General features: G+C 71.2%; 21 protein-coding genes and 1 pseudogene. 17 read left to right on the top strand and 5 right to left on the bottom strand.

Going from position 1 to position 21,926, the window contains the following annotated elements; translation table 11 throughout:
• The first annotated feature begins 9 nt into the window (after positions 1-9).
• Positions 10-1,983, top strand: coding sequence for a hypothetical protein (locus tag ABT369_RS53010; RefSeq protein WP_350625480.1), 1,974 nt, complete (start codon positions 10-12; stop codon positions 1,981-1,983).
• A gap of 13 nt (positions 1,984-1,996) precedes the next feature.
• Here the strand turns inward: ABT369_RS53010 and ABT369_RS53005 are convergent, their stop codons facing one another.
• Positions 1,997-2,608, bottom strand: coding sequence for a TetR/AcrR family transcriptional regulator (locus ABT369_RS53005; protein WP_350625478.1), 612 nt, complete (start codon positions 2,606-2,608; stop codon positions 1,997-1,999).
• A gap of 88 nt (positions 2,609-2,696) precedes the next feature.
• Between ABT369_RS53005 and wrbA the strand changes: the two genes are divergently transcribed.
• The 5 genes from wrbA (at position 2,697) to ABT369_RS52980 (ending at position 7,594) form a co-directional block, all read left to right on the top strand.
• Positions 2,697-3,311, top strand: coding sequence for an NAD(P)H:quinone oxidoreductase (gene wrbA, locus ABT369_RS53000; RefSeq protein WP_350625476.1), 615 nt, complete (start codon positions 2,697-2,699; stop codon positions 3,309-3,311).
• A 149-nt stretch (positions 3,312-3,460) separates the two neighbouring features.
• Positions 3,461-6,094: a beta propeller repeat protein gene (locus ABT369_RS52995; protein ID WP_350625474.1), complete on the top strand. Its 2,634-nt coding sequence runs from the start codon at positions 3,461-3,463 to the stop codon at positions 6,092-6,094.
• Between the two features lie 65 nt (positions 6,095-6,159).
• On the top strand, positions 6,160-6,492 hold the full coding sequence (locus tag ABT369_RS52990) for a YnfA family protein (protein WP_350625472.1): 333 nt from the start codon (positions 6,160-6,162) through the stop codon (positions 6,490-6,492).
• A gap of 189 nt (positions 6,493-6,681) precedes the next feature.
• Positions 6,682-7,281 (top strand): hypothetical protein, encoded by a 600-nt coding sequence (locus ABT369_RS52985; RefSeq protein ID WP_350625470.1) that lies wholly within the window; start codon positions 6,682-6,684, stop codon positions 7,279-7,281.
• 73 nt (positions 7,282-7,354) lie between these two features.
• A complete protein-coding gene (locus tag ABT369_RS52980) occupies positions 7,355-7,594 on the top strand; it encodes a hypothetical protein (protein WP_350625468.1) in 240 nt (79 codons plus the stop codon).
• A gap of 134 nt (positions 7,595-7,728) precedes the next feature.
• On the opposite strand, the gene ABT369_RS52975 is transcribed toward ABT369_RS52980, so the two are convergent.
• Complete coding sequence (locus tag ABT369_RS52975; protein ID WP_350625466.1) at positions 7,729-8,202, bottom strand: hypothetical protein; 474 nt, start codon at positions 8,200-8,202, stop codon at positions 7,729-7,731.
• Between the two features lie 45 nt (positions 8,203-8,247).
• On the opposite strand from ABT369_RS52975, the gene ABT369_RS52970 reads away from it, so the two are divergent.
• Complete coding sequence (locus ABT369_RS52970) at positions 8,248-8,406, top strand: MBL fold metallo-hydrolase (RefSeq protein WP_350625464.1); 159 nt, start codon at positions 8,248-8,250, stop codon at positions 8,404-8,406.
• Between the two features lie 3 nt (positions 8,407-8,409).
• Here the strand turns inward: ABT369_RS52970 and ABT369_RS52965 are convergent, their stop codons facing one another.
• Both ABT369_RS52965 and ABT369_RS52960 read right to left on the bottom strand, forming a co-directional pair.
• The gene (locus ABT369_RS52965) at positions 8,410-8,841 is read right to left on the bottom strand and encodes a TIGR03618 family F420-dependent PPOX class oxidoreductase (protein ID WP_350625462.1); all 432 of its coding nucleotides are present in this window, start codon (positions 8,839-8,841) and stop codon (positions 8,410-8,412) included.
• 10 nt (positions 8,842-8,851) lie between these two features.
• Complete coding sequence (locus ABT369_RS52960; RefSeq protein WP_350625543.1) at positions 8,852-9,025, bottom strand: Lrp/AsnC ligand binding domain-containing protein; 174 nt, start codon at positions 9,023-9,025, stop codon at positions 8,852-8,854.
• 288 nt (positions 9,026-9,313) lie between these two features.
• Here ABT369_RS52960 and ABT369_RS52955 point away from each other — a divergent pair.
• The 5 genes and pseudogenes from ABT369_RS52955 (at position 9,314) to ABT369_RS52935 (ending at position 16,965) form a co-directional block, all read left to right on the top strand.
• Positions 9,314-12,024, top strand: a pseudogene (locus tag ABT369_RS52955) (beta-L-arabinofuranosidase domain-containing protein).
• 78 nt (positions 12,025-12,102) lie between these two features.
• Positions 12,103-13,200, top strand: a complete 1,098-nt coding sequence (locus ABT369_RS52950) for a serine hydrolase domain-containing protein (protein ID WP_350625460.1) — start codon at positions 12,103-12,105, stop codon at positions 13,198-13,200.
• Positions 13,197-13,718 (top strand): pyridoxamine 5'-phosphate oxidase family protein, encoded by a 522-nt coding sequence (locus tag ABT369_RS52945; RefSeq protein ID WP_350625458.1) that lies wholly within the window; start codon positions 13,197-13,199, stop codon positions 13,716-13,718. Before ABT369_RS52950 ends, ABT369_RS52945 begins: the two co-directional genes overlap by 4 nt.
• Before the next feature lie 22 nt (positions 13,719-13,740).
• Entirely contained in the window at positions 13,741-14,514 is a 774-nt protein-coding gene (locus tag ABT369_RS52940) for a GntR family transcriptional regulator (protein ID WP_350625456.1), read from the top strand.
• Between the two features lie 39 nt (positions 14,515-14,553).
• Entirely contained in the window at positions 14,554-16,965 is a 2,412-nt protein-coding gene (locus tag ABT369_RS52935; protein WP_350625454.1) for a GcvT family protein, read from the top strand.
• A 32-nt stretch (positions 16,966-16,997) separates the two neighbouring features.
• Here ABT369_RS52935 and ABT369_RS52930 read toward each other — a convergent pair whose 3' ends face one another.
• A complete protein-coding gene (locus ABT369_RS52930; RefSeq protein ID WP_350625452.1) occupies positions 16,998-17,903 on the bottom strand; it encodes an SDR family NAD(P)-dependent oxidoreductase in 906 nt (301 codons plus the stop codon).
• A gap of 101 nt (positions 17,904-18,004) precedes the next feature.
• Between ABT369_RS52930 and ABT369_RS52925 the strand changes: the two genes are divergently transcribed.
• The 5 genes from ABT369_RS52925 to ABT369_RS52905 all read left to right on the top strand — a co-directional run.
• Positions 18,005-18,850, top strand: a complete 846-nt coding sequence (locus ABT369_RS52925; RefSeq protein ID WP_350625450.1) for a helix-turn-helix transcriptional regulator — start codon at positions 18,005-18,007, stop codon at positions 18,848-18,850.
• 190 nt (positions 18,851-19,040) lie between these two features.
• Positions 19,041-19,754 carry a GntR family transcriptional regulator gene (locus tag ABT369_RS52920; protein ID WP_350625448.1) on the top strand — a complete coding sequence of 238 codons (714 nt, stop codon included), beginning with the start codon at positions 19,041-19,043 and terminating at the stop codon, positions 19,752-19,754.
• On the top strand, positions 19,751-20,617 hold the full coding sequence (locus ABT369_RS52915) for a carbohydrate ABC transporter permease (RefSeq protein ID WP_350625446.1): 867 nt from the start codon (positions 19,751-19,753) through the stop codon (positions 20,615-20,617). Before ABT369_RS52920 ends, ABT369_RS52915 begins: the two co-directional genes overlap by 4 nt.
• A complete protein-coding gene (locus ABT369_RS52910; protein ID WP_350625444.1) occupies positions 20,614-21,435 on the top strand; it encodes a carbohydrate ABC transporter permease in 822 nt (273 codons plus the stop codon). Before ABT369_RS52915 ends, ABT369_RS52910 begins: the two co-directional genes overlap by 4 nt.
• A gap of 24 nt (positions 21,436-21,459) precedes the next feature.
• A partial coding sequence (locus ABT369_RS52905) for an ABC transporter substrate-binding protein (protein ID WP_350625442.1) occupies positions 21,460-21,926 on the top strand: 467 nt, incomplete at its 3' end.

Raw genomic sequence — 21,926 nt, 5'->3', positions numbered from 1 at the left:
GACCCATCGGTGGAAATGGACGATCGGCTGGCGGTGTTCGACTGGGCGCGGCTTGAGGACGCGTACGGCGACGCGACCGACATTCCGGAGTTGTTGCGCGCGCTCCGCTTCGGTGCAGATCCGGAGCGCAGCGCCGAACTCCTGACCGATCGGCTGGTCCATCAGGGGTTCATGGTGTACTCCGCGGCTGTGGCCGCCGCGCCGATTCTGGCGGACATGACGTTGGACGTGGCCGTGCCGGTGCGCGTCGCCGTGGTCCAGTTGATCGGTCGCCTGGCTCGCGAGGCGAGGGCGGCCGACCCCGTTCTGCCCGAGCGGGCCGACTGGGAACGGATGTGGCGGCAGCAGTTGCCCCGCCTGGTTGATCTGCTGAGCGATGATGACGTCGAAGTGCGGCGAATGGCTCCGGGTGTCTTCGCCGCATCGTCGGATCAGGACAGCCATTTGGGGCGGCTGCTGACAGCGGCCGAGCATGAGCCGGACGAGGCGACCCTGCTGGGCGAGTTGATCGCGGCCGCCGACCTCCTGCCCGATGTTTCCGCCGACGCGCGGGAGGCCGCTGTGGCGCGAGTTTCTGCCATGGCCTCGAGCGGGCCGGCGCAGGTGCGGATGGGAATCGCCCTGGTCCTTCGCCAGGTCCGGCCGGTCGAAGCAACGACGCTCCTCGCGGCGCTGTCAGCGCCCGATGCCGCCCTGTGGGCGCAGACCTGGTGCGTTCCCAGCGGTGACAGGATGCTTATCGAGTGGGTCGAGGGACGGCTCGGCGACGACCGTGGCCCGCGCCGAGATCTTGGCCTCGGCCTGCTCACCTCGAAACACGCGGCTGCTCGTAGGTCCGGGCTCGGGGTACTCACACGGCTCGCGGCCGGATGGCGGTCTTCAGCCGCCGATCTACGGACGGCGGCGTTCGCGGCCTTGGACGATGCAGACCAGGGTATGCGGCAACAGGCGCTCTTCGCGCTGGCGGTCGTGCGTTCGCCGGAGCATGCGGCGAGGGATCGCCTCGCCGCCCTGGCCGGGCAGCGGACAGGTGGGTTCGAACACCTGGCCCTGACCTGGGCACTCGCTCGATCGGGCGACGCCCGATGTGTGCCGCATCTGCTTACCGCCCTGCGTCGGGACGACTTCGGGTTTCCGCATCATCAAGTCTACGAGGCGACGGTGTCGCAGCGGACGCTGCCTTCCCTCGACGAGATCCTGCTTGAAGCGACGGCCTGGTCGGATCGGCTCCTTCCGGATGTCGCCGAGCGCCTGACCGCGGTCGGGCCCGGGCTTGCACGGCGTGCGCTGCTGACGGCCGTCATCGGTTGGGGACCGGCCGCGCGGTCGGTGCTGCCGGTTCTTCTGGAAGGCCTGCAGCTGCCGGATCCTGGCCTCGAAATCGTCGCGCTGGCCGCGATCGGCGCCGACTCGAGCGAGGTGCCGCTCGCACTGCTGCGGTCGGCGTTCGACCGGGCCTTGGTGTTGCCGAGCGCTGACCGGGTGAAGTTGATCCGCGCATACGCCGTGCTTTCCGGCAACCGTGATCCGGTCCAGGCCGAGCTTCCTGACCCCGCCTCCGGCGAGCGCTGGTCGGCGTCGGCCCTACACCTCGTCGGTGCGCTCGGACCCCAAGGCGCGGTTTATGCCGACCGTCTTGAGCCGTACCTGTCCGCCACGGCCGAGTGGCTCGTCATCGGTGCGGCCACATCACACTGGGAGCTGACAGGCCGGTCCGAAGTCGGCGGTCGCGCGCTCACGCGTCTCATCGCCGACATTGCCGATGGCCGCCCCGCGTTTCCGGCCGACCTCCTTGCACTCCGCCGGCTTGATCAGATGGGGTATATGGATCCCACCCTGACCGGCGTCCTGCGGTTCCTGGTGGAGACCGATGCGCGGGCGACTGGACCGGCCGCGGACTGGCATGACATGGATCTTGACTCCGCGCTTGCCGGTACCGCCGGCCAGATGCTGACGCGTGGAAATCAGTCGGGCGAACGATAATCCGGCGGGCCGCTCATATGGCCGGGATCAGGCCGTCCAGGACGGATTCGATGCCTTGGCGGATTCGGGCCGGGCTGAGGTTCAGGGTTCGGCGCTGGTGGTCCAGCACGTTCGGCTGGAGCAGGGCCAGCAGCGCACTCGCCAGATACGGCGCGTCCAGGTCGCGATCCAAAGACTCCAGCAGGTGTACCAGATGCAGGTGGTACGTCGGGTAAGGGCCGCTCCCGTGCCCCTGTGACGCCTTCTTCGCGGCCAGCAGGCGCAGGTCCCACTGCTCCTCCTGCAAGTCCAGCAGCGCGAACACGAACGCGCGGATTCGCGCGGCCGGCGGTGCGCCCGGGCCCAGTGGTGGCGGGCCGGTCAGGAAGGCCTCCTGGAAGCGCACCTCGTGGTCCTCCAGCAGCGCGTACGCGAGTGCCCCCACGTCGCCGAAGCGGCGATAGGCCGTACCGACGCCGACTCCCGCCTCCCGGGCGACCTCGTCGAGCGCCAGCCCCGCCACGCCCCGCGCGGACACGATCCGCGCCGCCGCCTCCACCAGCCGCTGCCGGTTGCGCGCGGCGTCCGCCCGCTCGGCCGGGGGCTGGTCGATGAGCGGCAGGGGGGTCGGCTTGCGGCGGGTCACGTGACGATCCTCGCATCTCTTGTAAGTGGAAGAAGTTCCACTTAGGCTCCGAGTGTAACCGGAGAAAGTTCCATTTCTTGGAGGCGTCATGGGCGCGAAGGTCGCCGTCATCTACTACTCGGCCACGGGGAACGTGCACGCGCTGGCCGAGGCGGTCGCGGAAGGGGCGCTCGAGGCCGGCGCCGAGGTGCGGCTCCGGCGGGTGCCCGAGCTCGCGCCGGACGCCGCGATCGACGCCAATCCGGCCTGGCGGGCGCACATTCAGGCGAATTCGCGCGTCGAGGTCGCCACGCACGACGATCTGACCTGGGCGGACGCCTACGCGTTCGGCTCGCCGACGCGGTTCGGCAATGTCTCGGCGCAGCTCAAGCAGTTCATCGACACCACGGGCGGGCTGTGGGCGGCCGGGCAGCTGTCGAACAAGGCGGCCACCGCGTTCACGAGTGCGGACAACGCGCAGGGCGGCAATGAGTCCACGCTCCTCGCGATGTACAACACGTTTTACCACTGGGGCGCGTTCATTGTTCCGCCCGGATACACCGATCCGGCGATTCACGCCGCCCGCGGCAACCCGTACGGCGCCGGGCATCCGGGAACGGAGGGCGCACCCTCCGCCGCGACCCTCTCGGCCGCTCGCTACCAGGGGAAACGCCTCGCGACCGTCGCCGCCCGGCTGCGCGAAAGTGTGCTCAGCCTAAGCTAATCGTCCAGTGTCACGTACCAATGGAGAATGCCCGACTCCTACGCAATGTAAGATCCAGATTGCTTGATGTTTAGCGCGGTAAATGAGTCAATCAGGCGTGAATGCGCCGGCCACCGACGACCGGCGCACGGTTCTGGAGGGAGCCGGCCTTGCCGCGACTTCGGCATCGACGTCTGCTCATCACCGCGGGACTTTCCGCATTAGCGCTCACCGTTGCCGGAGCGCCGGCCACCGCCGCCCCCGGCACCCCGCGCCCGGCCCGGTTCGACGACTTGGCGAGGACCGCCGCTCGGGACCAGATCAAAACCTTGGCCGAGGACGACGAGGAAGGCTCCAGCGACATCATGGAGCAGGCCGACCAGTGGAACGAGGCCCGCAGCGCGCCCGGGGTCGTGGCCCCGGGCGCGTACTCGGCCGCCTGGGCGCAACTGCGGGCCCTGCCCCGCACCGGCGGGAACTGGACCGACGAGACCGGCCTTCCGTACAACTCCGACGACCCGCGGTACCGCGACATCAACTCGAACTCGTCGGGCGGCGCCGGCAACGTGACGGGCCGCGTGGTCGGCATGGCGGCGGACGACCACGGCTACGTGTACGCCGGCTCGGCCAACGGCGGCGTCTGGCGCTCGTCGACGGGCGGCGGCAAGTGGCAGCCGATCTCCGACAAGCTCCCGGCCCCGGCGACCGGCGACCTGCGCCTCGACGGGCGCGGCCGGCTGTGGTTCGCGACCGGCGAGGCCAACACGAGCGCGACGAGCTTCGTCGGCACCGGCGTGTACGTGCTCGCCGACCCGCGCCACGGCGAGTTCCGCACGAGCGACCGCGTCGGCGGTACCGAACTGGAGAACACCACGATCCGGGCGCTGCGCTTCGGCGGCGACACCGTGTGGGCGGCCACGAGCCGCGGCGTCTGGAGCCACTCCACCACCAACCTCGCGGGCCCCTGGCACCTCGAGTTCGCGCCGAACCCGTCGTTCCTGCCCGGCGGCGCCGACGCGGCCGACGAGGACGCGCCGTACAAGAACATCGCCAACGACATCGCCATCGACCCGCGTGACCCGTCGAAGGTCGTGCTCGCGATCGGCTGGCGCAGCGGCGACGACTACAACGGCTTCTACGTCAAGAACGGCGGCACCTGGCAGAAGACCACGCTCGCCGGGGACATCGCGAGCGACCCGGACAACCTCGGCGCGGTGACCTTCGGCCGTTCCAACGACGGCAGCAAGTACTACGCGATCGAGCAGTCGCCCGAGATGCTCGCGACGAACGGCGACAGCAACCTCTTCGGCATCTTCGTCTCGAACAACGGCAACCCGCTCGGCCCGTGGACCCGGGTCGCGGACTACCACAAGCTGGCCGCGTCGGGCTCCGCGAACACCGCGCCGGGCTACATGCCGGGCATCCAGGCCTGGTACAACCAGTTCGTCCAGGTCGACCCGGCCGACCCGCGGCACCTGTACGTCGGGCTGGAGGAGGTCTTCGAGTCCAAGGACGCGGGCGCGACGTGGACGACCCCGGGCCCGTACTGGAACTTCAACTTCCCGTGCTGGAACATCGACCCGTCGAAGCAGACCGGCGACTGCCACCAGACCGTCCACGCCGATCAGCACGCGGCCGCGATCGGCAGCAACGGCGGCAAGCCGTACCTCGTCGTCGGCGACGACGGCGGCATCTACCGCCGGCCGGCGAACGGCAAGGCGGACGCATCGGGGCACGCGACCGACTGGGTGTCGCTCAACGACGGCAGCATGGACGTCCTGCAGTACTACTCCGTTGGCGTCGGCACCGACCGGCAGGGGCACAACACGGGCGTGGCGATCAGCGGCGGCCTGCAGGACAACGGCGAGTCGATCCTGCGCCCGGGCGACAAGGTGATGGGCTCGAACTTCGGCGGCGACGGCGGCGACACGATCGTCGACCCGAGCAACGGCTGCAACGTCGCGGCGGAGTACGTGTACCTCGCCCTGTCGGTGACGAACAACTGCGCGGTCAACGACGGCTCGTGGACGACCGACCCGAGCAAGGTGTCGAGCCGCAACGTCGCCCCGCCCGACAACGACCTGGGCCCGGCCGGCGCGCGGTTCATCGCCCCGATCGCCGCCGACGCGCGGGACGTGAACACCTGGGTCGCCGGCGGCACCCACGTGTGGATCCAGCACAAGGGCTTCGCGATCCAGTCCGGCGCGGACTGGGTGAACGTCTTCGACCTCGGCGCGGGCCACGTCGCGACCGGCGTGTCCATTTCGGGCGGCATGGTCTACGTCGGCTGGTGCGGCCCGTGCAACAACCAGGGCTTCACGCGAGGCATCGCGGTCGGCAAGGCGGACGGGACCGGCTGGCACCAGCTGAGCCTGCCGGTCGACGGGGTGATCCCGAACCGGTACGTCTCCGGCTTCGACGTCGACCCGGCGAACCCGAGCCACGTGTACGTGGCGATGAACGGCTACTCCCGCAAGTGGACCGAGGGCCCCGGCGCCGGCGTCGGGCACGTCTTCGAGTCCCGCGACGCGGGCGCGCACTGGACCGACATCTCCGCGAACCTGCCGGACATCCCGGCCAACGCGGTGAAGGTCCTGTGGGGCGGCGGCCTGGTCGTCGGCACGGACCTCGGGGTGCTGTACCGCCCGGCGGGCCAGACCGGCTGGAAGGTCCTCGGCCGCAACCTGCCGACGACGACCACGATGGAGCTGCGGACCGGGCTCTACGGCCTGCGCCTCTACGCCGCGACCCACGGCCGCGGCATTCAGTCCTACGACCTGTGGCAACTGCTGCTGTTCGGCTGAGCTTTTTCTAGGTGAGGGCGGCCCTGGTTCAGCCGGGGCCGCACCTGCCGTGATCCGATGGACCCATGACGATCGTGCGCTCCATCGCCCTGTTCGTGCTGGCCGCCATCGCCGAGATCGGCGGCGCCTGGCTGATCTGGCAGGGCGTACGCGAGCACCGGGGCCTGCTGTGGATCGGCGCGGGGATCGCTGCCCTGGGCGCCTACGGCTTCGTGGCCACCCTCCAGCCGGACGCGAACTTCGGCCGCATCCTGGCCGCGTACGGCGGCATCTTCGTGGCCGGGTCGCTGGCCTGGGCGATGGCCGTCGACAAGTTCCGCCCCGACCGCTACGACCTGATCGGAGCGGCGATCTGCCTGGTCGGCGTGGCTGTCATCATGTACGCCCCGCGCCACTAGCCGGCTAATCCGAAAAGGCGAAACTCGGATTCGGTAGGTCTGGTTAGGGTGGGTCGAGCACGGCGATGAATGGGATCGGAATGGGGCCTTGGAGCCTATCTGTTCAGTGGTCGACCACCCAGAACCGTTGGGAACGCACCAGCCAGCCGTCGGAAGCAACGGCGGTGTGCTAGGCGGGCACACCCGGGGATGACCAACTCGCCGGGCGTGGACCCGAGGCACCGATGGCTGCCGCAGCGGTACGCCGCGGCGGTCATCGCCTTGTCGCTGGCCGCCGTCGTTTCGGTGGGGATCGCAGCTTGGCGCGAACTGTTCACAGCTCCGTCGATCTCGGCTGAGGCCGCACTGTCGTCGGAGCTGCTGGAATCGCCATCGGGCGAGGCCCAGGCAAGGCACTTCGAGAGTCTGAACGGCGCACGGCTGACCCGTACGACCGGACCGGCCGTCTTCATGACCGGAAGCTGGACCATCCGAGGACGGATCGACCGTGACTGTCAGATCCAGTTCGCGGTGCACACCGGGCGCGGCTGGCAATTGTTCGGCTGGGCGAGCGATCACGGCATTGCGAACGGAACGATAAACGCCTGGGGCCGGATCACCGAAAATTCCAGCTTCCTGAGCGACTACCAAACCACCGTGACATTGGAGACATCAGATTCCGGCAAATTCGTGCTGGTTTGGCAGCCCGCCACCCTCGACGTCGAACTGAGGCCGGTGGACGCGCGCATCGCCTACGCGTGCGGAGCAACCGGCCGATCTGCGGTGTTCAACGTGACGACCACTTCGTAGGACGGCACGGGTGGTGCCGCACGGGTCGGGTGTCGTCGCTGTGGACACGGTGAGGGCGGCATAAGCTCCGCTGGTGGAGCAGGACGATGTGCGGATCAGCCTCACCCAGGACGAGGCCTTGGTGTTGTTCGAATGGCTGTGGCGCATCGATGAGCAGACCGACCGCTTCGGTGACCTCGTCGAAGATGAGGCCGAACGGCGGGCGTTGTGGAACCTCACCTGCCTGCTCGAGCGTGAGCTGGTCCAGCCGTTCTCGGCGAACTATGCCGAACTGGTCGAACAGGCCCGATCGCGGCTTCGTGACAAGGAGTAGGAGACCAGACACACCAAATACTTCGCGGATGAGTTCGGGGTCGGTGGCCGCCATCTGCCGCGCCGGATCGCGGCCACCAGCGCCCCGATCGATCTGTGAACACGGCCGGGTGGCGATGAGCAGGGCCGTCTGCTTCAGGCCGCGTGGGCGCCTCTGGTGTCGCGCAGTGGTGGGCGGTCCAGCAGGCGGCGGACCGGGAAGAACCACAGCCACACCAGCTCGATCGCCGCGAGGAGCGCAAGCCCAAAGGCGCCCACGACCCAAGCTCGGGAACCAGCGGCCCGGTAGACGCCGTCCGATTCCCCGACGACGAGCCCGGGCAACTCGTCCCCGACGTGGACACTGTCGTCGGCCGAGTCTTGCCACCGCTGGTACGGAGTGCGCACGGTGCCGTCATCGCTGGTGAAGGTCCCGACGAGCGTGCAGTTGCCGCTGTTCTTGCACAGGCGCTCGTCGACGTGGACCGTGCCGTGGACGCCCCGGCCGTGTGCGGCGTCGAGGCCGGTGCGCAGGACGTCCATGGTCGTCACGATCCCGATGACGAGCAGCGCGTGCACGGCGACAACCGAGAGGACCAGCAGCGCGCGTACGACCGTTCCGCTCGACACCAGACGCACGGTACCGCGCGGATGCCCGAGTACCATCGGCGCACCATGACCATGCGCGTCACGCACGTCGGTGGGCCGACCGTTCTGATCGAGGTCGGCGGGTGGCGGCTGCTGACCGATCCGACGTTCGACCCGCCCGGCCGCCGCTACACGGCCCCGGTGCGCTGGCTCGAGCTCGGGGTGCCAGCCGACGTCGAGGCCTGAGGCTCAGGCGTTGCTGTAGATGCGGGACGGTTCGATGAGCACGGCCGTGCGGTGCTGCTCGGCCATCACGCGGTCGTACTCGTCCCAGTCGTCGTGCTCGCCGCCCGCGGCCGTGAAGACCTCGCGCAGCAGCAGGCGCAGGCGGTCCGCGCCGAAATCCGAGGCGGGGCCGATCAGGGTCGCGGTGCCCTCCAGGGTGGCCCACTCCCAGCCGGCCCGGGCTGTCACCGTCACGCGGGGGCGGGCGCGCAGGTTGGCCAGCTTCACCTGGCCGTAGGTGACGAAGGCGAGTGCCGGGGTGCCGGTCAGCGGGTTGAGCATCGCCCCGGCGTTGACCACCGAGGCCTGCACGGTGCCGTCCGCGCGCACGGTCGACACGACGACGAGACCGTGCTCCCGCGCGGCGAGCGCGGCGAACTCCTCCAGCGTTGTCATGGCCGAAAGCCTACGGGCTGCGCAGCTCGTCGAAGATGAGCACGGTCTCGGTCGAGGTGATCTCCGGCATGCCCTGCAGGTGGGTCGGCACCAGCTCGCGCAGCGACGTCGTGTCGCGGGTGCGCACGAGCAGCACCAGGTCGTGCGATCCGGACACGAGGGCGGCGTGGTCGACCTGGGGCAGCGCCAGGATCCTGGGATTCGCCGCGCAGGCCGAACGAGGCCTCGTGGTCCCGGTCGTCCGCGACGGCGGAGCGGCGGGCGGCTTCCTGCACTACGTCGCCGACTGCGTCGAGTCGCCCCTGACCGCCCTGGGGGACCTGTAGTGCGCGCGTCTTGACACATCGGCACGCATCACTGAGACTGGCCAGCATTCCGCCAACCCGTCTCCCGGCGCTCACGTCGCCGCCACGATGTGAGCGCTAACATCGGAGGATTCGTGCTGACCTCTCCCGTGAGCCGCCGCGCCGTCATGCGCGCGAGCGGCGCCTCGCTGATCGCGGCCGGCGCCGCCGCGGGCATCGCCGAGCCGCCCGCCGCCGCGGCGCTCGCGCCCGCCCGCGCCGACATCGGCGTCGCGGCCTACCCGTTCGACCTGAGTCAGGTGCGGCTGACCGCCGGACGGTTCCTCGACAACCAGAGCCGGACGCTGGCGTACCTGCGGTTCCTCGACGTCGACCGGATGCTCTACAACTTCCGGTCCAACCACCGGCTGTCCACGAACGGCGCGGCGGCCACGGGCGGCTGGGACGCGCCGACGTTCCCGTTCCGCACCCACATGCAGGGCCACCTGCTCAGCGCCTGGGCCCAGGCCTACGCGACGCTGGGCGACACGATCTGCCGGGACAAGGCGAACGCGATGGTCGCGGGGCTGGCCGCCTGCCAGGGCAACAACGCGGCCGCGGGATTCGGTGCCGGATACCTGTCCGGATTCCCCGAGTCGGACTTCACCGCGCTGGAGTCGGGCACGCTGAGCAACGGCAACGTCCCCTGGTACTGCATCCACAAGACGCTCGCGGGGTTGCTCGACGTGTGGCGGTACATCGGCAGCACCCAGGCCAGGGATGTGCTGCTGGCGCTGTGCGGCTGGGTGGACACCCGCACCGGGCGGCTCGGCGCGAGCCAGATGCAGGCGGTGCTCGGCACCGAGTTCGGCGGCATGAACGCCGTGCTCACCGACGTCTACCAGCAGACCGGCGACGCCCGCTGGCTCACCGCCGCGCAGCGCTTCGACCACGCCGCGGTGTTCAACCCGCTCGCGTCCAACACCGACCAGCTGAACGGCCTGCACGCCAACACGCAGGTGCCGAAGTGGATCGGGGCCGCGCGGGAGTACAAGGCGACCGGCACGACCCGCTACCGGGACATCGCCGTCAATGCCTGGGCGATCGCGACGGGCGCGCACTCGTACGTCATCGGCGGCAACAGCCAGGCCGAGCATTTCCGCGCCCCGAACGCCATCGCCGGCTACCTGACGAACGACACCTGCGAGCACTGCAACAGCTACAACATGCTCAAGCTCACCCGCGAGCTGTGGCTGCTGCAGCCGGAGCAGGCCGCCTACTTCGACTTCTTCGAACGCGCCCTGCTCAACCACGTGATCGGCGCGCAGAACCCGGCCGACGCCCACGGCCACGTCACCTACTTCACCCCGCTCAAGCCCGGCGGTCGCCGCGGGGTCGGGCCGGCCTGGGGCGGCGGCACGTGGAGCACCGACACGACTCCTTCTGGTGCTGCCAGGGCACCGGCGTGGAGGTGAACACGAAGCTCGCCGACTCGATCTACTTCTCCAACGGCACCACGCTGACGGTGAACCTGTTCGTCCCGTCGGTGCTGACCTGGACCCAGCGCGGCATCACCGTCACGCAGTCCACGTCCTACCCGGCGAGCGACACCACCACCCTGACGGTCACCGGCACCGCGAGCGGCTCGTGGACCATGCGCGTGCGCATCCCGGCCTGGACCTCACCCCTTCCCGCGGATGGCGCCACGATCAGCGTCAACGGCACCGCCCAGTCCGTCGCGGCCACGCCCGGCACCTACGCCTCGCTGACCCGCACCTGGACCTCCGGCGACACGGTCACCGTGCGGCTGCCCATGGCCGTGGCGGTCCGCGCGGCGAACGACAACGCCAACGTCGTCGCGCTCACCTACGGTCCGGTCGTCCTGGCCGGCAACTACGGCACCACCGCCCTGTCCGCCCTGCCGGCGCTGACCCCGTCGTCGGTCACCCGCACGAGCACGACGGCGCTCACGTTCACCGCCACGGCGAACAACGCCACGGTCGGCCTGGGCCCGTTCCACGACGCCCAGGGCTTCAACTACACCGTCTACTGGAGCACCGGCGCCGCGGCGTCCACGTTCCGGCTCGCCAACGCCGCCAGCGGCCTGGTGCTCGGCGTGCGGGACATGTCCACCGCGGACGGCGGCCTCGCCCTGCAGTGGGGCGACACCGGCACGCCCGACCACAGCTGGGAGCTCGTCCTCGACGGCACCGCGGTCCGGCTGCGCAACCTCAACAGCGGCAAGGTCCTCGGCGTCACCGGCATGTCCACCGCGGACGACGCGAACGTGCTGCAGTGGACGGACAACGGCACCGCCGACCACCGGTGGACCATCGCCGACAACGGCGACGGCACCCACCGGCTGCGCAACGTCAACAGCGGCAAGCTGCTGGCGATCCTCGGCGGGTCGACGGCCCAGGGTGCGCAGGCGGTCCAGTCGCCGGACGACGGCTCGGCGGACAACCTGTGGCGCTTCCTGCCCGACGGCACGCGCCGCATCCAGAACCTGCGCAGCGGCCTGCTGCTCGGCGTCACGAACATGTCCACGGCGGACGGTGCCCTGCTCGTGCAGTGGGGCGACAACGGCACGAGCGACCACCTGTGGACCGCGATCGTGGACACCGGCGGCTACCTGCGCCTGCGCAACGGAAACAGCGGCAAGGTCCTCGGTGTTGAGAGCAACGGCACCGCGAACGGGGCCCGGGCCGTGCAGCTGCCGGACACCGGCGCGAACGACCGCCGCTGGCGGCTGCGCTACGGCGCGAACGGCTACTTCCGGATCCAGTCCGCCAACGGCGGCCGGGTGCTGGGCGTGAGCGGCGCCTCGACGGCCGAGGGCGCCCAGGTGCTGATCTGGGACGACAACGGCACCGACGACCACCTGTGGAGGTTCGTGTGAGCGCCGCCGGGTGATTGCGAGCCACCACCGCTCGGCTTAGGCTGCTTGCGGTTGCAAACTGCAAGCAGTGGGAGGGCCGTGCCGAGGGGTGAGATCCAGGAACGGGTGCAGCGGTACATCGACACGCTGGTCGGCACCGGCGCGGAGACCGGTGTGCAGGTCGCCGTCTACCGGGACGGCGCGCTCGTCGTCGACGCGGTGGCCGGCTCGGCCGACCCGGCCACCGGGCGCCCACTCACCTCCGGCACGCCGATCTTCAGCTTCTCCACCGGCAAGAACATGGCGGCCACGATCGCGCACCTGCTCGTCGCGCGCGGGTTCCTCGGCTACGACACCCCGGTCACGGACCTCTGGCCCGAGTTCGGCGGGCACGGCAAGGCCACGACGACGCTGCGGCACGTGCTGACCCACACGGCCGGCCTTCCGGCCATGCCGCTCGAGATCACCCCGGCCGAGCTGCCCGACTGGCCCAGGGTGTGTGCCGCGCTGGCCGCCGCCGAGCCGCGCTGGCGTCCGGGGACCGCGACGGGCTACCACTCGTACACCTTCGGCTTCCTCGTCGGCGAGCTGGCCCGCCGCGCGACGGGTCGGCCCATGCACGAGCTGCTGCGGGAGTGGGTCACGGCGCCGCTGGGCATCGACGGGCAGCTGTACTTCGCCGCTCCGGCGGAGGCGCTGCCGGGCTTCGCGCGCCTGGAGCAGCCCGCGCAGCAGCGGCCGGCTCTCCCGGACGGGATCCTTGCGCCGTGGGAGAGCGGGCCGAGCGCGGATTTGGGCAACGACGAGGGCATCCTGCGGGCCGACATCCCGTCGGTCGGCTCCGCCACCGCGCACGGCCTCGCCGCCATGTTCAACACCCTGCTGCGGGGCCGGCTCGTGGACGCCGCACGCCTGGCGGAGCTGTCCGCGCTCGCGTTCGAGGGGACGGACCGGGTGTTCGGCACGCCGGCGCGGATGGCGCTCGGCTTCCCGATCGGCCGGATCGGCGCACCGGCCGAGGAGCGCTCCGCGGCCTTCGGATGGCCAGGCGGCGGCGGCAGTTACGCCTACGCGGACCCCGCGCGGGGCGTAGCCTTCGCGCTGACGAAGACCCGGCTCCTGCCGAACTTCGACACCGCCCTGTCGGTCACCGCGATCCTGGCCGACCATCTCGCCCGAGACGAGGAGCGACCATGACCGCCGACCCGGCCCCGCCGCGGACCAGCCTCGGCCCGTACTCCTCCGCCGGTGCCGCCCCGGTGCCGTGGGAGGCGACGGAGTGGGCACTGCGCCGGATCCAGAAGTTCCAGCTGTGCACGGTACGCCCCGACGGCCGGCCCCACGTGACACCGTTGCTGGCGATCTGGGCGCACGGCGCGATGTGGTTCACCACCGGCGACGAGGAGCAGAAGGCCCGGAACCTCGGCACCAACCAGCACTGCGTGCTGACCGCCGGCACCGGAACCCTGACAGGCGTGGACTACGTGATCGAGGGCACCGCGAGCCTGGTCACCGACGAGGACACCCGCGAGGCCGTGGCGACCGCGTTCGAGGAGGCCTACGGCTGGCAGATCACCCGCGAGGACGGAACCTGGCATCACCTGGCCGGCGCCGTGCGGGCCGGGACCGTCCAGCTCTACCGGGTCCGGCCGGACAAGGCGTTCGCCTTCTCGGCCGGCCCGGAGTCGTCCGAGACCCGCTACCGGTGGCGCTGATCCCGCGGCTACTGTTCGTGTCGTGACCGCCGCTGAGCCGGGTGCTGACTGGCTGGCCGCCGTGCCCCGCTGGTCGGCCCGCGGCGGGCCGCCGGTGCACGCCCAGATCGAACAGTGGCTCGCCGGCGTCATCGGGCGCGGGCAGCTCGTGCCCGGGGACCGGCTGCCGCGGGAAGAGGACCTCGCGGCCCGGCTCGGGGTCAGCCGGATGACGCTGCGGCAGGCGCTGGCCTCGCTGGAGGCGCTCGGGGCGGTCGTGCGCAAGGCGGGGCGGTCCGGGGGCACGTTCGTCAGCGAGCCGCGCATCGAGTGCGACCTCACCGGGCTCGCCGGCTTCACCGAGCAGATGCGCCGCGCCAATGTGCGCGCCGGGGCGCGGATGGTCTCGGCCGCGACCGTGCCGGCCGCTGCCGCCGTCGCCGCCGCGCTCGGGGTCCGGCCGAACGCGCCGGTGCACGAGATCGTGCGGGTCCGCACGGCCCGGCGGGCGCCGCTCGCGCTCGAGCGTTCCTACTTCCCGGTGCAGCCGTTTCCCGACCTGCTCGAGCAGCGGCTGACCGGCTCGCTGTACGAGCTGCTGCGCCGCCGCTACGGGCAGCACCCGCACACCGCCCGCGAGTCGCTGGAGCCGGTCATCGCCGGCCCGCAGGAGGCGCGGCTGCTCGGGGTGGCCGCGCAGAGCCCGCTCATGCGCATCGAGCGGACCGTTCACACCGCGGCCGGGCTGGCCGTCGAGCACGCCACCGATCTCTTCCGCCCCGACCGGGTCCGCATTTCGCTCAGCGTTAATGTCTAGACCTTTTCAGGCCGGGGGAGCGCTGCTAGCGTCGCGGGCATGAGCAGCGCCCTGCCGTCCCGCGCCCGCGTCGTCGTGATCGGCGGTGGCGTCATCGGGGCCAGCGTCGCCTACCACCTGACCAAGCTCGGCTGGACCGACCTGGTCCTCGTCGAGCAGGGGCGGCTGTCCAGCGGCACGACCTGGCACGCGGCCGGGCTCGTCGGGCAGCTGCGCTCGACGGAGAGCGGGACGCGGCTGGTGCAGTACTCCGCCCGGCTCTACAGCGAGCTGGAGCAGGAGACCGGGCTCGGCACCGGCTTCAAGCGCTGCGGCGGCGTCACCGTCGCCCGCACCCCCGACCGGATGGTCCAGCTGGAGCGCACCGCGGCGTCGGCGGCCGCCTACGACCTCGAGTGCGAGCTGATCAGCCCGCAGCGGGCGAAGGAGCTGTACCCGATCCTCGCCACCGAGGACCTGGTGGGCGCGATCTGGCTGCCGGGCGACGGTACCGCCAACCCCACCGACGTCACGAACTCCCTGGCGAAGGGCGCCCGCGACCGCGGCGCGACCATCGCGCAGGGCGTGCGCGTGATCGGCGTCGACGTGCGCGACGGCGTCGTCACGGGCGTGCGCACCGACGCGGGCGACATCGAGGCCGAGATCGTCGTCAACTGCGCCGGGCAGTGGGCCAAGGCCGTCGGCGCGCTCGCCGGGGTCAACGTGCCGCTGCACTCGGCCGAGCACTTCTACGTCGTCACCGAGGCGATCGAGGGCGTGCACCGGATGCTGCCGATCCTGCGCGACCCCGACGGGTACACCTACTTCAAGGAGGAGGTCGGCGGGCTCGTCGTCGGCGGGTTCGAGCCCGAGGCCAAGCCCTGGGTCGCGCCCGACCGGCTGCCGTACCCCTTCGAGTTCCAGCTCCTCGACGAGGACTGGGAGCACTTCGGCATCCTCATGGACAACGCCCAGCACCGCATCCCGGCGCTGCACGAGACCGGCATCAAGAAGTTCTACAACGGCCCCGAGTCGTTCACGCCCGACAACCAGTTCATCCTCGGCGAGGCGCCGGAGGTCAGGAACTTCTTCGTCGGGGCCGGCTTCAACTCCGTCGGCATCGCCTCGGCCGGCGGGGCCGGGCGCGCGCTGGCGGAGTGGATCGTGAGCGGCGAGCCGACCAGCGATCTGTCCAGTGTGGACATCCGCCGGTTCGCGCCGTTCCACGGCAACAACCAGTGGCTGCACGACCGGGTGGCGGAGATCCTGGGCCTGCACTACGAGGTGCCGTGGCCCAACCGGGAGCTGACCTCGGCCCGGCCGTTCCGCCGCTCGCCCGCCTACCACCTGCAGGCGGCCGCGGGCGCCGTCTTCGGTTCGAAGATGGGCTGGGAACGGGTGAACGTGTTCGCCCCCGCGAACGCGAACGGGCAGGTGGAGTACACCTGGGGCAAGCCGGGCTGGCTCGAGTGGTCGGCCGCCGAGCAGCGGGCGACCCGCGAGTCGGTGGCCGTGTTCGACCAGACGTCGTTCGGCAAGCTGCTCATCGCCGGCCGCGACGCCGAGGACCTGCTGCAGTGGCTGTGTACCGCCGACGTCGCCGTGGAGACCGGCCGCGCGGTCTACACCGGGATGCTCAACGCCCGCGGCGGCTACGAGTCCGACGTGACCGTCACGCGGCTGGCCCGCGACGAGTACCTGCTCGTCACCAGCTCCGGCTCGGTGCAGCGCGACCGCGACTGGATTCGCCGGCACATCGGCGACCGGCACGTGACCGTCGCCGACGTCACCTCCGCCTACGCCGTCTACGGGGTGATGGGGCCGGACTCGCGCGCCCTGCTGCAGGCGCTGACCCGGGCCGACCTCTCCGACGCCGCGTTCCCGTTCGCGGCCAGCCGGGAGCTCGACCTCGGCCACGCCACCGTGCGAGCGACCCGGATCACCTACGTGGGGGAGCTGGGCTGGGAGTTGTACGTCCCGTCGGAGTTCGCCGCCGGCGTCTACGAGCGGCTGGTGGAGGCCGGCGCCACCCAGGCCGGCTACTACACGATCAACTCGCTGCGGCTGGAGAAGGGCTACCGCGCCTGGGGCTCCGACCTGCGCCCGGACACGAACCCCGCCGAGGCCGGCCTGCTGTTCGCCTGCAAGCTCGGCTCCGGCATCCCGTTCCTCGGCCGCGAGGCCGTCGAGCGGGCCAAGGCGGACGGCCCGCGGCAGCGCCTGGTGTCGCTCGTCGCCGGGGACCCGGACGTGATGATGTGGGGCGGCGAGCTGGTCCTGTGCGACGGGGCGCCGGCGGGGCAGGTGACGTCCGCGGCGTGGGGCGAGACCCTCGGCGCGTGCGTCGCCCTCGCCTACGTGCCGCCCCGCGACGGCGGCGCCTGGCAGGTCAACGTCGGCGGCACCCTCGTGCCGGTCGCCGTGCACCGGCGCCCGCCGTTCGACCCCGCGGGGGAGCGCGTCAGGCGGTGAACAGCACGACGTCGGCCACTGGCCGATGATGCCTACGCGCGGGCGAGGAGTTCGGCGGTCGCGGCCCACAGGCGGCGTTCCCGGTCGCGGTCGTGCGCGACCGGCTGCACCTCGGTCACCTTGCCGCGCACCACGAACGCGCCGTCGCGCAGGTGGGACCAGCGCTCGTCGAGCGCGATCGACGCGAGCTGCGGACCCGAGCGCTGCGGGGTGGCGACGCCGGGCAGGCGGCCGAGGGCGCGGCCGACGGCCTGCAACGCCGCGGGCGCGTCGCGGCTCAGGGCGGTGCCGGGCATCCAGCCGGGCTCGTACACGGACACCGCGACGCCGGGGCCGGCCTGGCGTTGCAGCTCGTGGGCGTAGTACAGCAGGGCGAGCTTGGCGTTGGAGTACGCGGTGCCGCTCGCCTGCATGCCCGGGTTCTCCTCGCCGGTCGCCGGGCGGGCGATGTCGACGGGGTCGGCCCAGCTCGCCGGGGCCACGCCCAGCACGCGCCGCCAGAAGTTCTGGTGGTACGTGTTCGAGCCGAGCAGCACGATCCGCGCGGGCTCGGTGAGCGAGCCGAGCAGATCGCCGATGAGCTGGGCGTGCGCGAGGTAGTTCACGGCGAACGTGAGCTCGTAGCCGTCGGCGGACGCGGTGCGGGTGTCGGCCGACATGGCCCCGGCGTTGGCGACCAGGGCGCGCAGCGGGCCGGCCGCGCCGGAGTCCAGCAGCTCGCGCACCGTCGCGGCGGCGGCCCGCACGTCGGCGAGGCGGGCCAGGTCGACGCCGACCTCGTGCACGGTGGAGCCGAGCGCGCGCGCCTCGCGGGCGATCTGCGACAGGGCGGTACCGCTGCGGCCCAGAAGGATGAGATCGGAGCCCTTGGCGGCCAGGGCGAGGGTCGCGGCCCGGCCGAGGCCCCGCGTCGGTCCGGTGATCAGCGTGGTGGTCATGTCCCGACTGTGCGGCCCCGGCCGGGCGTTAGGCAGCCGTCGCGTTGTCGTAGGACTGCCAGGGCCAGGACAGCGGCGGCGCCCGCGCGCAGACTGGACCCATGGAGTCGTGGGAGTTCGGCGCGATGGTGCGCCGCTGCCGGGACCGGGTGACGCCCGAGGCCGTCGGCGTGCCCGTGGGCCGGCGCCGGCGCGCGACCGGGCTGCGCCGCGAGGAGCTGGCCGCGCTCGCCGGGATCTCGGCCGACTACCTGACGCGGCTGGAGCAGGGCCGGGCGACCGCGCCCTCGGCCCAGGTCGTCGAGGCCCTCGCGCGGGCCCTGCGGCTGCCCGACCCCGAGCGCGATCTGCTCTACCGTCTCGCCGGCCACGCCACCCCCGGGCGGGACGTCGTGCCGTCGCGCGTCACGGCGAGCGTGCAGCGGCTGCTCGACCGGCTCTCGTACACGCCGGTCGTCGTCTACGACGCCACCTGGACGCTCGTGCTGGCCAACGCGGCCTACGACGCGCTGATGGGCGAGACGACGACGTGGCGCGGCCTCGAGCGAAACGCCATCTGGCGCAACCTCGCCGGCCCGCGCAACCGGGTCGTGCACACGCCGCGGGAGCAGGCCGAGCACGAGGCCCGGCTCGTCGCGGACCTGCGGCTGACGGCGGCGCGGTACCCGGCCGACCGCTCCCTGCGCCGGCTCGTCGGTGAGCTCGCCGACGCCTGCCCGCGCTTCGGCGAGCTCTGGAACGCCGAGGCGCCGCCCCCGCCGCCGGACCCGTCCAAGCGCAAGGTCGTCGACCACCCGGCGGTGGGCCGGATCACGCTGGACTGCGACGCGCTCCTCGTCGCCCAGGACGACCTGCGGATCACCGTCTACACCGCCGAGCCCGGCACCGAGGACGCCGAGCGGCTCGCGCTCGCGATCGTCCTGGGCACCCAGTCCCTGGTGGACTGACGCCCCGGCGTCGGTGAGCCTCGCTCCCGCAATCTGCCACGTGCCGCCGCCGCACGGAAGCGCGGACCCCGGAACGACACGCGTGTGGAGCGGATCTGCATCGACCCCTTGCGCTGTGTCCGGTCGCGGTGCAACACTGCGTCGCATGCGATCGATAGTATACGACGATCGCCTGACCTGGGGAGATGGCGTGGAACGGCTCGACGGCTTCCAGACCAAGGCCGATGTCGTGTACGACCGGCTCCGTCGGGCCATCCTCGCCGGCGAGCTGCGCCCGGGCGCCCGCATCAACATCGACGCGCTGTCCCGCTCGCTCGGCATCAGCAAGATCCCGCTGCGCGAGGCCATCCAGAAGCTCACCGGCCAGGGGCTCGTCGTGCAGCCCAACCCGCACGCGGGCGCGCACGTGGCACCGCTGTCCCTGCGCGAGATGCGCGGCGTCTACCTCGCCCGTGGCGCGATGGAGGGGCTGGCGGCCCGGGTCGCCGCCACCACGATCGGCGACGGCGAGCTGGACGAGCTGGAGGAGCTGCACGAGCAGATGCGCTTCCAGTTCGAGCGCGGGCGGCTCACCCCCATGTCCGAGCTCAACCGGCGGTTCCACACCGGCATCGCCACCGCCACCCGCTACGCGACGCTGCGCGAGATGACCGACCTCGCGCTGCTGCGCGTGCAGCACTACCGCGTCGGCGTGCGCGTCGATCCGGCCTGGGGCCAGGTCATCACCGAGCACGCCGCGATCCTCGACGCCCTGCGCCGCCATGACCCCGACGACGCCGAGCGCGCCGCCCGCGACCACGTCGAGTGGCAGCTGGGCGTGGAGCTGCGCGCGCACCTCGACCCGGAGCTCATCGACCTCGACGACGACCACCCGAGCGTGGCGCAGACCGAGGAGCCCCGATGAAGGACCGCACATTCGGCTTCCTGCTGACCCTCCCGGCCCTCGCGCTGCTGGGTGCCGTCGTGCTCTACCCGCTCGCCGGCGCGCTCAGCACCAGCCTGTTCCGGCAGAGCCTGGTGCTGCCGGGCCGGTCGTTCGTGGGCCTGGAGAACTTCCGGGCCGTGCTGTCGCAGAACTTCTGGCCGGTGCTGCAGAACACCCTCGTGTTCACGGTCGCCTCGACGGTCGTTCCGGTGGTCATCGGCTTCGCGCTCGCCCTCGCCCTCAACGCCCGGATTCGCGGCCGGGCCGTCCTGCGGGGACTGTTCCTGTTCCCGTGGGTCATCCCCGGCGTCGTGGTCTCGTTCGTCTGGCTGTGGATCTTCAACGCGAACTACGGCCTGCTCAACGGGGTGCTGACGACGCTGCACATCACGGACGAGCCGATCTCGTGGTTCAGCCGGCCCGGCACCGCGATGGCCGCGATCATCGTGGCCAAGAGCTGGGCGAGCTTTCCGTGGATCATGGTGATGCTGCTGGCGGGTCTGCAGACGGTGCCGTCGGCGCTGCATGAGGCCGCGGCGCTGGACGGTGCTGGTGCGGTGGCGCGGTTCTGGCATGTGACGCTGCCGCATCTGCGGGGGATTCTCGGGATCGTCGTGCTGCTCGAGGTGATCTGGAATGTGCAGCACTTCGACATGATTTATGTGCTCACCGGTGGTGGTCCGGCCGGTTCGACGACGACGTTCGCCGTTGCCGTGTACGACACCGCGTTCAAGGCCTTCGACCTCGGCAAGGCGAGCGCGCTCGGCGCCCTCTGGCTCGTGCTGATCCTGGCCCTGGTCGTGGTCTACGTGCGGCTGTCGGAGCGAGGTGAGCGGGCGTGAGGCGGCGGCCCTGGCTCGCCGCGAGCACGATCGCGGTCATCGGCGTGTTCGCGTTCGGCCCCGTCTACTGGGTGCTGGTGACCGCCCTGACCCCGACCCAGGACGTGTTCCGCTTCCCGCCGCACTTCTTCCCCGACCACATCACGTTCGAGCACTTCGGCAGCATCTTCGAGAACCCCAAGCTGCTGCGGTACCTGCTCAACTCCCTGTTCGTCTCCGCCGTCACCGCCGTGCTGACCGTCGTCGTCTCGGCCTACACGGGCTACTCGTTCGCGAAGTTCCGCTACCGCGGCCGGCGCGCGCTCATGTACCTGGTGCTCGCCTCGCAGATGTTCCCGCAGGCGGTGCTGCTGATCACCCTGTACCTCGTGTTCAGCGCCGTCGGCCTGCGCGACTCGTACCTCGCGCTGATCCTGTCCTTCACGACGTTCACGCTGCCGTTGTGTGTGTGGATGCTGAAGGGCTTCTTCGACACGATTCCGGATGAGCTGATCGAGGCGGCGAAGGTCGACGGGGCCGGGCAGGGCGCGATCATCCACCGGATTCTGCTGCCGGTGTCGCTGCCGGGGCTGGTGGCGACGGGGTTGTTCGCGTTCATCCGGGGCTGGAACGACTTCATCTTCGCGCTCACGCTCGCCGGTCCTGATAAGCAGACGTTGCCGCCGGGTCTGGTGAACACGTTCCTCGGCGAGTTCGAGACCGCCTGGCCGGACCTGATGGCCGCCTCGCTCGTCGTCTCTCTTCCCGTCGTCATCGGCTTCACCGTTCTGCAGCGCTATCTGGTCGCCGGCCTCACCGCCGGCGCCGTGAAGGGCTGAACACCCCCGCATTGGAGTCACAGCATGAGCATCTCCCGCCGCACGTTCCTGGGCGCGCTTGGCTTATCGACCCTGGCCGCCTGCGCCCCCTCCACTCAGGCCCCCGCTCCCGCCGGCACCGAAGGTCTCAAGGACGACGGGGTGAAGGAGTTCCCGTTCACCTCGTGGTCGTTCAACGAGGCGGTCACGAAACAGCCGATGCAGGACCAGATCTCGAAGTACACCTCGGCCAATGCCGGCGTGAAGATCACGACGCCGTCGTATCCCTACAACGACTACCTGAACCAGTTGCTTCTGCAGGTGCAGGGCGGCCAGCTCGCCGGGGCCGTGCAGCTCGACGTCGCGTGGCTGGCCACCCTGGCCGCGACCGGCAAGCTGCTGGACCTCAAGAGTGTGGCGAGCGGGCTCGACTATGCCCCGGCGGCGCTCTCGCTGGGGCAGTCGAAGGGCACGCAGTACGGGCTGCCGTGGACGTTCGCGGGCATCGGTCT

Origin of the sequence: Dactylosporangium sp. NPDC000244, assembly GCF_040300725.1 — a bacterium.
Taxonomy (GTDB): Bacteria; Actinomycetota; Actinomycetes; order Mycobacteriales; family Micromonosporaceae; genus Dactylosporangium.
This window is presented reverse-complemented; position numbering and strand designations above follow the sequence as displayed.